This is a genomic window from Corynebacterium cystitidis (genome assembly GCF_900187295.1).
In the GTDB taxonomy this organism is placed as follows: Bacteria; Actinomycetota; Actinomycetes; order Mycobacteriales; family Mycobacteriaceae; genus Corynebacterium; species Corynebacterium cystitidis.
Genome location: NZ_LT906473.1, coordinates 1082535 through 1096211 on the forward strand (window position 1 = coordinate 1082535; position 13677 = coordinate 1096211).

At 56.7% G+C, this 13677-nt stretch carries 11 protein-coding genes; 8 read left to right on the top strand and 3 right to left on the bottom strand.

Annotated features, from left to right (window positions below; translation table 11 throughout):
• Positions 1-5: 5 nt before the first annotated feature.
• Positions 6-1643: a polyprenol phosphomannose-dependent alpha 1,6 mannosyltransferase MptB gene (gene mptB / locus CKV99_RS05135; protein WP_092255281.1), complete on the bottom strand. Its 1638-nt coding sequence runs from the start codon at positions 1641-1643 to the stop codon at positions 6-8.
• A 188-nt stretch (positions 1644-1831) separates the two neighbouring features.
• Between mptB and CKV99_RS05140 the strand changes: the two genes are divergently transcribed.
• Genes CKV99_RS05140 through CKV99_RS05170 form a run of 7 tightly spaced genes read left to right on the top strand, consistent with a single transcriptional unit; the run spans position 1832 to position 8132 of the window.
• Positions 1832-2524, top strand: a complete 693-nt coding sequence (locus CKV99_RS05140) for a helix-turn-helix transcriptional regulator (protein ID WP_092255284.1) — start codon at positions 1832-1834, stop codon at positions 2522-2524.
• A gap of 35 nt (positions 2525-2559) precedes the next feature.
• Positions 2560-3966 (top strand): Fe-S cluster assembly protein SufB, encoded by a 1407-nt coding sequence (gene sufB, locus CKV99_RS05145; RefSeq protein ID WP_177178075.1) that lies wholly within the window; start codon positions 2560-2562, stop codon positions 3964-3966.
• Positions 3967-3970: 4 nt separating this feature from the next.
• On the top strand, positions 3971-5137 hold the full coding sequence (gene sufD / locus CKV99_RS05150; RefSeq protein ID WP_092255290.1) for a Fe-S cluster assembly protein SufD: 1167 nt from the start codon (positions 3971-3973) through the stop codon (positions 5135-5137).
• Between the two features lie 44 nt (positions 5138-5181).
• A complete protein-coding gene (sufC, locus tag CKV99_RS05155) occupies positions 5182-5940 on the top strand; it encodes a Fe-S cluster assembly ATPase SufC (RefSeq protein ID WP_092255293.1) in 759 nt (252 codons plus the stop codon).
• 36 nt (positions 5941-5976) lie between these two features.
• On the top strand, positions 5977-7239 hold the full coding sequence (locus tag CKV99_RS05160) for a cysteine desulfurase (RefSeq protein WP_092255296.1): 1263 nt from the start codon (positions 5977-5979) through the stop codon (positions 7237-7239).
• Positions 7240-7695: a Fe-S cluster assembly sulfur transfer protein SufU gene (gene sufU, locus CKV99_RS05165; protein ID WP_092255299.1), complete on the top strand. Its 456-nt coding sequence runs from the start codon at positions 7240-7242 to the stop codon at positions 7693-7695.
• Positions 7692-8132 (top strand): metal-sulfur cluster assembly factor, encoded by a 441-nt coding sequence (locus CKV99_RS05170; RefSeq protein ID WP_177178070.1) that lies wholly within the window; start codon positions 7692-7694, stop codon positions 8130-8132. Before sufU ends, CKV99_RS05170 begins: the two co-directional genes overlap by 4 nt.
• A gap of 131 nt (positions 8133-8263) precedes the next feature.
• Here the strand turns inward: CKV99_RS05170 and CKV99_RS05175 are convergent, their stop codons facing one another.
• Positions 8264-9016, bottom strand: a complete 753-nt coding sequence (locus CKV99_RS05175) for an SDR family NAD(P)-dependent oxidoreductase (RefSeq protein WP_092255302.1) — start codon at positions 9014-9016, stop codon at positions 8264-8266.
• A gap of 86 nt (positions 9017-9102) precedes the next feature.
• Here CKV99_RS05175 and CKV99_RS05180 point away from each other — a divergent pair, with 86 nt between their 5' ends.
• On the top strand, positions 9103-10731 hold the full coding sequence (locus CKV99_RS05180; RefSeq protein WP_092255305.1) for an ABC-F family ATP-binding cassette domain-containing protein: 1629 nt from the start codon (positions 9103-9105) through the stop codon (positions 10729-10731).
• 143 nt (positions 10732-10874) lie between these two features.
• On the opposite strand, the gene CKV99_RS05185 is transcribed toward CKV99_RS05180, so the two are convergent.
• Entirely contained in the window at positions 10875-13592 is a 2718-nt protein-coding gene (locus CKV99_RS05185; protein WP_092255308.1) for an HAD-IC family P-type ATPase, read from the bottom strand.
• Between the last annotated feature and the right edge of the window lie 85 nt (positions 13593-13677).

Consider the following 13677-nt stretch of genomic DNA (forward strand, 5'->3'; position numbering starts at 1 on the left):
TCGTCCTACAGTAGCCTACGAACCCGACGGGACCGAAGCCAGAGCCAAGCGAGGAATCCCAGGATAAGACACCAGATTAAGGCTGCGATGTAAATGGAGGCGACGGTTCCCGCTGGTAGTGACAAGCCACGCGGCAAGACGATGAAGCTAAAAACAACGGAGTAAACAACGACTGCCCCGCGGAAAAAGGCTCGGTTGGCCCACGCAGCAAGCGGCATAATCGCCCATAGCATGTACCACGGGTGCACTACGGGGAACAACAGCACCAGAACGAACGTCGAAACGCCCAACCCACCCACCGGGTGGATCGATCCACGTAACGTCGCCCACAACAAGCGCACCATGAACGCGCCCGCAATGACAACACCGACACTTCGGGTTAAAACCAGCATCGCATCGGTATGATCACCGAGACCAAGGAGCATGCCGATAAACCCGAAAATGACCCCTACATCGGTACTGATAGACAGCCAACTGCGGATGGTGGCAGCCCCTCCTTGACCCGTGATCCATCCATAGCCGATCCCCGTCACCCAAGAGACCAACAGCGTTGTGCCAACCAGCAAGCACACTTGCACGGCGATAGCCTTGACCAAACCGGACCATCCTCCCAAGCCTCGGGCTAGGGCCATGCCGACGAACCCCAGGGCCATAAACCCAGTGACTTTCACCAAGCCCGCACACGTAATAAGTGCGCCAGAAAAGATGATGAATGCCCATGCTCGGTAGGGGCGCTCGTCGAGAAGCGAAATCCCCCTCAAACCGACTTCCATGCCGACCAGCATAAAGCCAAGCAAAATTGACTCATTGTGGATCCCGCCAACGAGGTGAAGAATGGTCAAAGGATTGAGGATTCCCAGCCACAACGCTGTAGCCGAGGCTACCTGGCAACGGCGAGCCAAAGCGCTGATTGCCCACGCAGCGCCAAACAAGCCAAGAAGAGACACGGCGCGATGAGCAAGCACTCCGAGCAAGATTGAATCATTGGTCAATTGCGAGATTGCAGCGGCAATCCCCAAGGCTACCGGCCCATAGGGGCTTGGTGAATGGGCCCAGATAAACGGCACCGAGCGCGCCAGATGATGCTCAGTACCAAGGAGTTCGACGGGGCCAGCTTGGTACGGGTCCATGCCCGCAGCGACGATAGAGCCCTGCGCTAGGTAAGAGTAAATATCCTGCGTGAACAGTGGCGCGGTGAACAAGAGGGGAAAAGTCCACGCAACGAAGGTACGCATGATCAGCCCCGGTGGGGCCCAGGACGCATGGCGACGCACACCAAGAAAAGGCCCCATGAGAATCCATGCCGAAACAAGCATGGCCACTCCGATTAGGACGATGACGGATGAGGCCTGCAACATGCGGGCCATGATGGCACCACCAGGTAGGTCGTTAAAAGGATTTCCCACCACCGGAAGTGCACCAGCACCGAGCGCACCAACACCAATCAGAAGCGCACCTACGGTGCCAAGCACGCGGACAATGTCGAGTCGGTTCCGCTCACGCTGGTGAAGGAGGAGAACTTTTTGGCCGTTATTAGCGTGATCAGGACCCTGGTTAAGGAGTGCGGACCGAGAACCAGCGGAACCCAAGCGTGGCAGTTCGTCGACTATGCCGAGTCGGATGCGACGCTTGGGTTCGTTCATGATAATTCATTCTACAAAGGACTCACCAAGCCGCGAGATGCCGTGGCCGAAACGTTCTCCTCAACTCGGAAGCATAAGGGCGGGGTGGACATGTGGAATGAATTTAGGCACGCTAGTGTTGTCTAAAGATAGCTGCCTATTTTCAGGGCAGCGGAGACGAAAACACGCGACAACTCGGAGGTGACCTCATGGCAGGAAAAGCGCGCTCCATCGACGGAGATACCCGCAAAAACGTCATGCTGCTCCTATTGAAGCTTGGACCGTCTAACGCTGGCGAAATAGGGCAGCATCTCGGCTTATCAGCCGCCGGTGTCCGCAGGCACCTAGACATCTTGGTGAATGAACATCTGGCCGAACACTGCGAAGCACCTGGTGTGAGCGGCCAAACCCAATCCCGGGGGCGGCCCGCAAAAACATACCGATTGACACAGCAGGGCAGGGCCCAGTTCGGACACAGCTACGACACCCTCGCTTTACTAGCTCTCGATCAACTACGAGAGGCCGGGGGAGACGAGGCGGTGCGCGCACTCGCCCGTGGGCGTATCCAACACATCCTGGACGACATTGAACCAGCACAAGGCGATGAGGGCTCCGTTGAGCAGACCACGCGTGAAGTGGCCGAGGCGTTCGACCGCAACGGCTACGCCGCCACGGTGACTCGGGCAGGAACGGGCATCCAGATTTGCCAACACCACTGCCCGATCGCCGCTGTGGCTACGGAGCATCCGGAGTTGTGCGAAGCAGAACATGCCGCAATCTCGGAAATTACCGGCGTTCACGTTCAACCGCTTGCCTCCATAGCCGGCGGCCACGGTGTGTGCACCACCAACATTCCCCTCGCAGTTAAGACGAGGACTCAGAAGGAAAGGAGCGACACTTGACCAAAGCTAACCCAGCACCAGGTCTTGAAACCCCGATGAGCGATGACGAGATCATCGATTCCATTGGCGCATATAACTACGGCTGGCATGACTCCGATGAGGCTGGCGCATCTGCGCGCCGTGGTCTCAGCGAGGAGGTCGTGCGCGACATCTCAGCCAAGAAGGAAGAGTCCGAGTGGATGCTGAATCAGCGTCTCAAGGCGCTTGATATCTTCGAGAAAAAACCAATGCCGAAGTGGGGTGCCGACCTTTCAGAAATCGACTTCGACAACATCAAGTACTACGTGCGCTCGACTGAAGGTCAAGCGCAGACGTGGGAAGACCTCCCTGAAGATATTAAGAACACCTACGACAGGCTCGGTATTCCTGAGGCAGAGAAGCAGCGCCTAGTCGCAGGCGTGGCTGCTCAATACGAGTCTGAGGTTGTCTACCACCAGATCCGGGAGGACCTGGAAGAAAAGGGCGTGATCTTCCTTGATACTGACACGGCGCTCAAAGAACATGCCGAGCTGTTCAAGGAGTACTTCGGTTCGGTGATTCCAGCTGGCGATAACAAGTTTTCCGCATTAAACACTGCTGTGTGGTCTGGTGGATCCTTCATTTACGTCCCACCAGGTGTCCATGTAGATATTCCACTCCAGGCCTACTTCCGTATCAACACGGAAAACATGGGCCAGTTCGAGCGCACCTTGATCATCGTCGACGAAGACGCGTACGTGCACTACGTCGAAGGCTGCACTGCTCCGATCTACAAGTCGGACTCCTTGCACTCTGCAGTAGTAGAGATCATCGTGAAAAAGGGTGGCCGCTGCCGCTACACCACCATCCAGAACTGGTCGAACAATGTCTACAACTTGGTGACAAAGCGAGCGAAGGCAGAAGAGGGCGCCACAATGGAGTGGGTCGATGGCAACATCGGTTCCAAGGTGACCATGAAGTATCCCGCTGTCTGGATGACCGGCCCGCACGCGAAAGGTGAAGTTCTGTCCGTCGCTTTCGCGGGAGAAGGTCAATTCCAGGACACTGGAGCCAAGATGACTCACATGGCTCCGTACACTTCCTCCAATATTGTGTCCAAGTCTGTTGCACGTGGCGGAGGCCGTGCCGCGTATCGTGGTCTGATTCAGGTCAACACCAACGCGCACCACGCCTACTCGAACGTTGAGTGTGACGCGCTCCTGGTTGACAACATCTCGCGATCTGACACCTACCCGTATAACGACATCCGCAACGACCATGTCACCCTTGGCCACGAGGCTACCGTGTCGCAGGTGTCTGAGGAACAATTGTTCTACCTCATGAGCCGCGGCCTCCCTGAAGAAGAAGCGATGGCGATGATCGTGCGAGGTTTCGTTGAACCGATTGCAAAGGAACTCCCCATGGAGTACGCACTCGAACTCAACCGCCTCATTGAACTGCAGATGGAAGGATCGGTGGGCTAAACCCATGGCAGATACAGTTGTACAGTCTGGAACCCCAAATCAGACGAAGGGTGACCTGTTCTCCTCCTACAATGTTGAGGATTTCGATGTTCCAGGTGGTCGCGATGAAGTATGGCGCTTCATTTCGCTGCGACGTCTCCGCGGACTCCACAACGGTGATTTCGCTCCGGCGGCTAAAGCAAACGTTGACGTCCAAGCAACCGGAAACGTTAAGGTCGAAACGGTTGCACCCAGCGACGAGCGGCTTCAAGCTGCTGGTGGTGCCGTTGACCGCGTTGCAGCTCAAGCGTGGACATCCGTCGAAGACGCAACAATTGTGACGGTTCCAGCCAACGAAGCAATCGACGAGCCTATCGTGATCACCATTACCGGCGCTGGTGAAAGCGTCACCTCGTTCGGGGCGGTTCTAGTCCAAACCGAAACTGGCTCTGACGCCACCGTCGTTGTGCAGTACCAAGGCTCAGGCACCCACGCCGATAACGTGAATTTCATCCTGGGCGACAATTCTCGGCTCGACGTCGTAGTCGACGCCAACTGGGACGAAGATGCACTACACCTCGGCCAGCAGAACGTGGTCGTCGGACGTGATGCAACACTGCGTCATACCGTCGCAACCTTCGGCGGTGAAATCGTCCGGATCGTCCCTCGCGTGAAATTTACCGCCCCAGGCGGTGACGCAGAGCTGCTAGGCGTCTACTTCGCCGACGACGGTCAATATATTGAGAACCGCCTCCTGGTTGACCACGCGGTGCCGAATTGCCGTTCAAACGTGATGTATAAGGGTGCTTTGCAAGCTGATAAGCACTCGAAGCTGCCAGAGGCGCGCACTTGTTGGGTCGGAGATGTACTGATTCGCGCCAACGCGCAAGGTACCGACACCTATGAGGTCAACCGAAACCTCGTTCTGACCGAGGGTGCCCGCGCTGACTCCATCCCGAACTTGGAAATTGAAACTGGTGAGATCGTTGGTGCAGGTCACGCGGCTACCGTAGGACGGTTCGATGATGAGCAAGTCTTCTACCTACGAAGCCGCGGTATCCCCGAGGACCAAGCACGACGCCTCATCATCCGTGGCTTCTTCGACGAGGTTATTCGACAGGTTCCCGTCGAGTCTATCCGCGAGGCACTCAGTGAGCGTGTTGAGGACGAGCTGGGTCGAATCAACCTGTAATCCGCACCTGACAAATACCACGAACAAGAAAGAAACGAGCTTTAATGTCAAATCTTGAAATCAAGAACCTCCACGCTCAGGTGCTGCCGAGCGAGGAAGGCCAGGAACCAACGCCGATCCTGAAGGGCGTCAACCTGACCGTCAAGTCTGGCGAAACCCACGCCATCATGGGCCCGAACGGTTCCGGAAAGTCCACCCTCGCTTATGCGCTAGCGGGCCACCCTCGTTACGAGATCACTGAAGGCGAAGTTCTCATGGACGGCCAGAATTTGCTTGAACTTGAGGTCGACGAGCGTGCACGGGCTGGCCTGTTCCTGGCGATGCAGTACCCAACCGAGGTTCCTGGCGTCTCCTCTTCAAACTTCATGCGCTCCGCTGTCACCGCCGTACGCGGTGAAGCACCGAAGCTGCGTGAATGGGTAAAGGAACTCAATGGTCAGCGCGATGCGCTACAGATCGATAAGTCCTTCGGCGAGCGCTCCATTAATGAGGGCTTTTCCGGTGGTGAGAAGAAGCGCCACGAGGTCCTACAGTTGGGGCTGCTGAAACCAAAGTTTGCCGTCATGGATGAGACTGACTCCGGGCTGGACGTTGACGCGCTGCGTATCGTTTCCGATGGCATCAATAATTATCAGGAAGAAACCAATGGCGGCATCGTCATGATTACCCACTACAAGCGCATCCTGAATTACGTCAAGCCTGACTATGTCCATGTGTTTGCCAACGGGCAGATAGTCAAGACTGGCGGTGCTGAACTGGCTGATCAGCTTGAGGCTGACGGCTACGACCAGTTCCTGAAATAATTCAGGAACGCGAGAGAAAGAGAAGACGACTTACCGATGTCTTTGACACACACAGACGGAACGCTGAACGTCGACGCCATTCGCGCCGAATTTCCCATTTTGGGGCGCACCGTGCGCGACGGCAAGCCCTTGATCTATCTGGACTCAGGAGCGACCTCTCAGCGTCCGGCACGCGTGTGGAAGGCTGAGGAACACTTCGTCATGAATAATTTCGCCCCCGTCCACCGTGGCGCCTACGCTATAGCGGAGGAGGCAACCGACGCCTACGAAGCCGCTCGCGAAAATATCGCGGCATTCGTGGGCGTTGATGGCCACGAAATCGCTTTTACCAAGAATGCAACCGAAGGTCTCAACTTGGTCGCATATGTGCTTGGCGACGCGCGCGCTGGTGACCTCCAGATCACAGAGAACGACACCATCGTCGTTACCGAACTGGAACACCACGCTAACTTGGTTCCCTGGCAGGAACTGGCTCAGCGCACCGGCGCTACCTTGAAGTGGTACAAAACCACCGAGGATGGGCGCATTGATCTCGACTCACTACAACTCGACGCTACTGTCAAGGTGGTAGCTTTTACTCACCAGTCCAATGTGACCGGTGCTGTGGCCGATGTGGCCGAGATCGTCCGCCGAGCCCAAGCCGTGGGCGCGTTAACTGTCCTGGATGCGTGCCAGTCTGTGCCACATATGCCTGTCAACTTCCGCGAGCTCAATGTGGATTTTGCTGCCTTTTCTGGTCACAAAATGCTGGGCCCATCGGGTGTGGGTGTGGTGTACGGGAAAGCGGAGCACTTGGAAAAACTCCCGCCGTTTCTCACCGGTGGATCAATGATCGAGGTGGTCACCATGGAAAAGACCACTTTCGCAGATATTCCGCAACGGTTCGAAGCGGGTACGCAGATGAACAGCCAGGTCGTCGGCTTGGGTGCAGCCGTTGAGTTCCTGAACGAGGTGGGCATGGACAACGTCCAGAGGCATGAACACAAGCTCACTGCTTATGCTCTCGAACAGCTCCAGAGCATCGACGGATTGACTTTATATGGTCCCTCAACCGCTGATCATCGTGGTGGGGCCATCTCCTTCGGTGTGGAGGGTGTCCACCCGCACGATTTGGGCCAAGTCCTCGATTCTGAAGGTGTGTGCATTCGCGTAGGCCACCATTGCGCGTGGCCTGTCCACCGTGCGTTGAGCGCTCAGTCCACAGCGCGCGCAAGTTTTTACTTGTACAACACCGAAGAAGAAATCGACGCTCTGGCAGCTGGTATCCGCAAGGCACAAGAATTTTTTGGGGTGAACTAGATGAATCTCGAGTCCATGTACCAGGAAGTCATCCTGGACCACTATAAAAACCCTAAGCACGCCGGTCTGCGTGATCCATTTGATGCTGAGGTGCACCATGTCAATCCGTCTTGCGGTGATGAGCAAACAGTTCGAGTGAAGCTTTCCGACGACGGCACCGTGGTGGAAGATGTCTCTTATGACGCAGAAGGCTGTTCCATTTCGCAAGCGTCAACCAGTGTTATGACCGAAGAGATTATCGGCTTGCCTCTTGATGAGGCAATGAAAAAGCTTGACGCATTCGATGAAATGGTGACGTCGAGAGGCACGAAAGAAGGCGATCCAGAGATGATCGGCGACGGAGTGGCGTTCTCCGGTGTCGCGAAATTCCCTGCACGTGTGAAATGCGCGCTGCTGGGCTGGAAAGCGTTTCAGGCAGCAACTGCTGAAGCTTTAGAAGAAAGGGAAAACCAGTGACAGAGCCACAAAGCACACCGAATAACCCAGAAGACTCTACGGACAACGGTGCTACCTCCGAATCCCGTTTCGAAGGTGCGGGTGTCCGTCCTCCACAGACCGAGGAACACATTGCCCTGGCGTCGGATGCGGAAGAGTATATGCGCGACGTGATCGACCCCGAGCTGGGCATTAACGTGGTGGATTTGGGCTTGGTCTACGAGATCTTCTTCGTGGATCACGAAGGCAATGATCGAGAGTGCGTTATTAACATGACACTGACATCTCCTGCGTGCCCCTTGACTGACGTATTGGAAGATCAAGCAGACCAAGCCATTGTGGGCAACGGTGTTGCGGACCGCCTCACCTTGAACTGGGTGTGGATGCCACCATGGGGCCCACACATGATTACCGAAGAGGGGCGCGAACAACTGCGGGCTTTAGGCTTCGCCGTCTAAAAGGGTAACCGAGAACAGTCCAGAGGTTGTAGGGGCCACACGTAAATTCGCGTGGCCCTTAAGGTTTTCTCACCCTAGCTATTGCCAATGATGATGCCCCAAATACGGTCCGTATTCGGTATGAAAGGCTTTTAGGACATGGTCCAGCCACCGTCAACTGGAATCGTCGCGCCAGTGACATAGGAGGCGTAGTCTGAGGCGAGGAACAATGCCGCGCCTGCGACGTCCTGGGGCTGGCCAAGGCGGTGCAGCGGGATAGGGGAGACAAACGCGTTGTAAACGTTTTCGTCTTGCAGTAGGTCCTCGGTCATTCCGGTAACACCGGTGCCTGGGGCGATCGCGTTGGCGCGTACACCGTCGTCGGCGTAGTCCACTGCTATTGCCCGGGTGGCGGAGATCACGCCACCCTTGGTGGTTGCGTAACCGAAAGCATCGGGGAAGCCGATCACACCACCGGCGGAGGCGGTGTTAATGATGGAGCCCTTCGTTTTCTTCAGGTGTGGCATGGCGTACTTGCAGCCAAGGTAGACACCGGTGAGGTTGACGTTCAGGGAGGCTAGCCAGCCGTCAAGATCGGTTTCCTCGACGTTGCCTGGCACATAGACGCCAGCGTTGTTAAAGAGGACGTCAATTTTTCCGAAGTGCTTGATAGCTTGGTCGACGAAGTTTTTTACGTCGTCTTCTTTGGTGACGTCTGCTGTGACGGCGATGGCGCGACGCTCATCGGCTTGAATCTCGCCGGCGACGGCCTCTGCTGCTTCTTTGTTCATATCAACCACCACTATTGCGGCACCTTTTTCAGCGAAGAGCTGAGCGGTGGCTTTACCGAAGCCGGATCCAGCGCCGGTGATGATTGCTACTTTGTCCTTCAACATTTTTTCCATGGCCTCAATTCTATCCTGGACTATTGGGACTATCTACCATTTCGTGGTTGCGGAGGGCTGCTGGGCCCGGGGTACACTGTGCCCTTGTGATTGTCACCAATGATCTTGAAGTCCGTGTCGGCGCGCGTACCCTGCTTGAGGCCCCTGGCCAGCAACTCCGTGTGCAGCCCGGCGACCGCATCGGGCTTGTTGGCCGCAATGGTGCGGGCAAAACAACGACGATGCGAATTTTATCGGGGGAGACGCAGCCGTACGGTGGTTCGGTGACGCGTTCAGGCGAGGTCGGCTACTTGCCACAGGATTCGCGTGAGGGCAATATCGAACAGACTGCGCGTGACCGGGTGCTGTCGGCACGTGGTTTGGATCAGATCCGGGCGTCGATGGACAAACAGCAAGAGATCATGGAGATCGCAGAAGGTTCGAAGCGCGATACCGCGATCAATAAGTACTCCCGCTTGGAGGAGCGCTACCATGCGCTCGGTGGATACGAGGCTGATTCTGAAGCAGCCCAGATTTGTGACAACTTGGGGCTTCCAGAGCGTGTGCTGGATCAACCGCTGAAGACTTTGTCTGGTGGCCAGCGCCGCCGTGTGGAATTGGCACAGATCCTGTTTGCCGCGAACAATGGCTCCGGCAAGTCCACCACAACATTGCTTCTCGACGAGCCCACCAACCACCTAGATGCTGATTCCATCGGATGGTTGCGCGGATTTCTGGCGAAGCACGAAGGCGGACTGATCCTAATTTCGCACGATGTGGAGTTACTCGACGCCGTGTGCAATAAAGTGTGGTTTCTCGACGCCGTGCGCGCGGAAGCAGACGTGTACAACATGGGTTTTTCCAAGTACAAGGACGCCCGAGCTCAGGATGAAGCCCGGCGTCGCCGCGAGCGCGCCAACGCCGAGAAGAAGGCCGATGCTTTGCAGAAGCAAGCTGCCAAGCTGGGCGCGAAGGCCACGAAGGCTGCTGCATCGAAACAAATGCTGGCACGAGCTGAACGCATGATGAGCGAGCTTGACGACGTCCGCGTGGCTGACAAGGTAGCTGCCATCTCCTTCCCAGAGCCAGCACCGTGTGGCAAGACGCCGTTGCACGCGAAAGGTTTAACGAAGATGTACGGCTCCCTGGAGGTGTTTGCGGGTGTTGACTTAGCTGTCGATAAGGGCTCACGCGTGGTTGTCCTGGGGACCAACGGTGCTGGAAAGACCACGTTACTGAAGCTTCTGGCTGGTGTGGAGCGCACTGACGGCGAAGGCGGCATTGTGACCGGACATGGCCTGAAGATTGGTTATTTTGCACAGGAACACGACACGATCGATCCTGATAAATCCGTGTGGCAGAACACCATTGAGGCCTGTCCGGATGCAGGGCAGCAAGACTTGCGTGGCTTACTTGGGGCATTCATGTTTTCCGGAGATAAGTTGGAGCAGCCGGCCGGCACGCTGTCCGGTGGTGAGAAGACGCGCTTGGCGCTGGCCACCCTAGTTTCATCGCGAGCCAACGTCTTGCTTCTCGACGAGCCCACCAACAACCTCGACCCGCAATCTCGCGAGCAGGTGCTTGATGCCTTGCGCACGTACACGGGCGCTGTGGTATTGGTCACCCACGACCCGGGCGCGGTGCGCGCTTTGGAGCCAGAGCGCGTCATCATTATGCCGGAAGGCGACGAGGACTTATGGAGTGATGAGTACATGGAGATCGTGGAGCTGGCTTAACTGCCAGCGTCGACCGCATCGGTGAGCGGCCCGAGCTTTTCCTAGACGAGGGGTATCCGCCAGGTATACGGGCCGGGTGGTGACCCACCGGGGTGGAGACGTCGCGTTACCATCCGCATCGCCGCTCCTCTTCCGGAGCCGCGTTAGAAGACCGCTTGACCACTGCGGGCGCGGCGAAGCGCCTTGTCGACCTCCACTGCAGCGAACACGACGGCGCCTGCAGCCAGTGGGATCAGCCACGTGCGGAGATCCACCGGCACGGTATCGAAGGCATACCGCATAAACGGCGCGTAGACGAACACCAGCTGCAGCGCCATGATGAGTCCCACACAGATCCATGAGGCGGGGTTCGTCGTGAACAGCTCGGCCCTCAGTGCGGACACGCGAGTGAAACGCGCGGTGAACAGGTAGAAGATCTGGGCTACGACTAAAGTGTTCACCGCAACAGTGCGGGCCATGTCCACATCCACGCCGTTGGACATCTGCCATGCAAAGACGCCGATTGTTGCCCCACCAATCAGTAGTGAGACGTAGGCAATCCTGATGACGGCTTCTGAGTTCAGGAACGCTTCTTTCGGGTCGCGGGGTTTACGTTGCATAATGCCCGGTTCCGAAGGTTCAAATGAGAGCGCAAGTGACAAGGTCACGGCAGTAATCAAGTTGACCCACAGCACTTGCAGGGGAGTGATTGGCAGGGTCATGCCCGCGAGCATGGACACAAAAATAACCATTCCCTGTGCACCGTTGGTGGGAAGCATGAACACGATCGCCTTTTTCAGGTTGTCGTAAATCGTGCGCCCCATTTTCACGGCGTGGGCGATGGTGGCGAAGTTATCGTCGGCAAGGACCACGTCCGCTGCGTCCTTGGTTGCCTCGGTGCCCTTGATCCCCATGGCCACGCCGACATCAGCCTGCTTCAGACTCGGTGCGTCGTTGACGCCGTCACCGGTCATAGAAACTACTTCGCCGTTCGCTTGGAGTGCCTGCACCAAGCGCAGCTTGTGCTCAGGGGAGGTGCGGGCGAACACGGTGGTGTTCTTGACCATCTCGCGCAGCTGCTCATCAGTTGCCGCCTCGAGTTCTGCTCCGGTCAGAGTTCCGGTACCGCCAACATCACGTATGATCCCGATCTCATGGGCGATCGCTGTTGCAGTAGAAGCATGGTCACCAGTGATCATGCGCACTTTAATCCCAGCCTTTTGCACGGTCTCAACCGCTTCGATCGCCTCCTCACGAGGCGGGTCGATGATGCCATAGAGCCCCAGAAAGATTAGCCCACCGTCGTCGATACGCTCCGTACTCAAGTCACGGTCTGCTTCCGTTGCGGGACGGTAAGCTGCAGCCAGGACGCGTTGCCCCGTGGCACCGAGTTCATCTACCTTCTTCTCCCAAGCAACAGTGTCAATCGGCTCGGTATCACCGTTCGCGTCCAATTGGTAGGCGCTGCGTGCAAGAAGACGATCAGGCGCACCTTTTACATGCACCCTGGGGTCATCCTCACCGACGCGATCGAGTGTAGCCATGTATTTAAACTCGGAATCAAAGGGAACTGCACTCAGGCGCACGTCACTGCCGGGCTCCTCGAACCCCGCTTTGAGCGCGAAAGTACGGATACCGCCATCGGTCGGTTCACCATTGAGCCTCCAGGACCCGTCCTTTTGCTGGATTACCGAAGAATCATTGGTCAGTGATGCCACGCGCGCTATACGGAGCAAGTCAGGATAGTCGGAGGCATGGGCGGTTTGCCCATCCAGCAGCACCTCGCCCTCAGGCGCATAACCAGTGCCCGTCACCTCATAGGTGTTGTGGTTGGTGACTACCTGCCGTACAGTCATCTCGTTCTTCGTCAGGGTCCCGGTCTTGTCCGAGCAAATGGTGGTCACCGAACCGAGCGTTTCCACAGAGTTCATCCGTCGAGTGATTGAATTACGCTGGGCCATCTTCTGTACACCTAGCGCCAGGGTGATCGCCATGACAGCTGGCAGCCCTTCTGGGATGGCGGCGACAGCAAACCCAATCGCTGACATGATGAGCTCAACAAACGTGTAGTCGTAAAATACCCACGCAACCACGATCATCAAAACCGCGAGACCCACTGAGACTACGGCAAGCACTGAGGACAGTTTGCCCATCGACTTCGTCAGGGGCGTTTCTACTTGCTCGACATCGTCGAGCATCGTGGTGATATGGCCGATCTGGGTCTCGGATCCTGTAGAGGTGACCACGGCTGTGCCACTGCCAGCAGCGACAGTGGTGCCAGAAAATGCCATCGAGTGCCGGTCGCCAAGGTCTGCGGACTCCTCAACCGGTGTCGTTGATTTATCGGAGGGGACTGATTCACCAGTCAACGCAGATTCCTCGATACGCAGGCTAGCTGATTCAATCACGCGAGCGTCTGCTGGCACCTTGTCGCCAGCGCGTAGTTTGATCAGGTCACCCGGGACGAGATCTGCTGCAGGAATTTTCGTCCATGCACCGTTTCTTTTCACCTCGGACTCCGGCGAGAGCATGTTGCGAATGGATTCCAGAGCGTTTGCTGCTTTCCCTTCCTGGAAGAAGCCCACCAAGGCGTTAATCACAACGACAGCTGCAATCACGATCGTGTCCGCAATCTGGCCCAGCAGTGCTGTGAGAATCCCAGCAGCGATGAGGACAAAAATCATCGGGTCATTGAACTGGCGAAGCAATCGCTGCAGAGCGGTTTCCTGTTCTGCGCGAGGCAAGGTATTGGGCCCATGGTGCTCGGCGCGCTGCTGTGCGTCAGTAGCTGCTAGACCCTCCGTGCTCGTAGACACAGCCTTGATCACTGCATCAACTGATTGGGCGTGCGGATGGTCTGGTGGGGCAGCGGGTGTACTCATCGAACGCTCTTCCTAGATTGATAATCTCTTAAAGCCGATGGTAATGAACAACCCGCACCCCTTACTGCCCAAACCCTGTGAGTTT

What these genes read in the sequence shown, in the direction of transcription:
- sufB (WP_177178075.1), top strand. Translation starts at nt 2,560, where the DNA reads ATGAGCGATGACGAGATCATCGATTCCATTGGCGCATATAACTACGGC.
- CKV99_RS05175 (WP_092255302.1), bottom strand. Translation starts at nt 9,016, where the DNA reads ATGGAAAAAATGTTGAAGGACAAAGTAGCAATCATCACCGGCGCTGGA.
- mptB (WP_092255281.1), bottom strand. Translation starts at nt 1,643, where the DNA reads ATGAACGAACCCAAGCGTCGCATCCGACTCGGCATAGTCGACGAACTG.
- sufC (WP_092255293.1), top strand. Translation starts at nt 5,182, where the DNA reads ATGTCAAATCTTGAAATCAAGAACCTCCACGCTCAGGTGCTGCCGAGC.
- CKV99_RS05185 (WP_092255308.1), bottom strand. Translation starts at nt 13,592, where the DNA reads ATGAGTACACCCGCTGCCCCACCAGACCATCCGCACGCCCAATCAGTT.
- sufU (WP_092255299.1), top strand. Translation starts at nt 7,240, where the DNA reads ATGAATCTCGAGTCCATGTACCAGGAAGTCATCCTGGACCACTATAAA.
- CKV99_RS05160 (WP_092255296.1), top strand. Translation starts at nt 5,977, where the DNA reads ATGTCTTTGACACACACAGACGGAACGCTGAACGTCGACGCCATTCGC.
- CKV99_RS05140 (WP_092255284.1), top strand. Translation starts at nt 1,832, where the DNA reads ATGGCAGGAAAAGCGCGCTCCATCGACGGAGATACCCGCAAAAACGTC.
- sufD (WP_092255290.1), top strand. Translation starts at nt 3,971, where the DNA reads ATGGCAGATACAGTTGTACAGTCTGGAACCCCAAATCAGACGAAGGGT.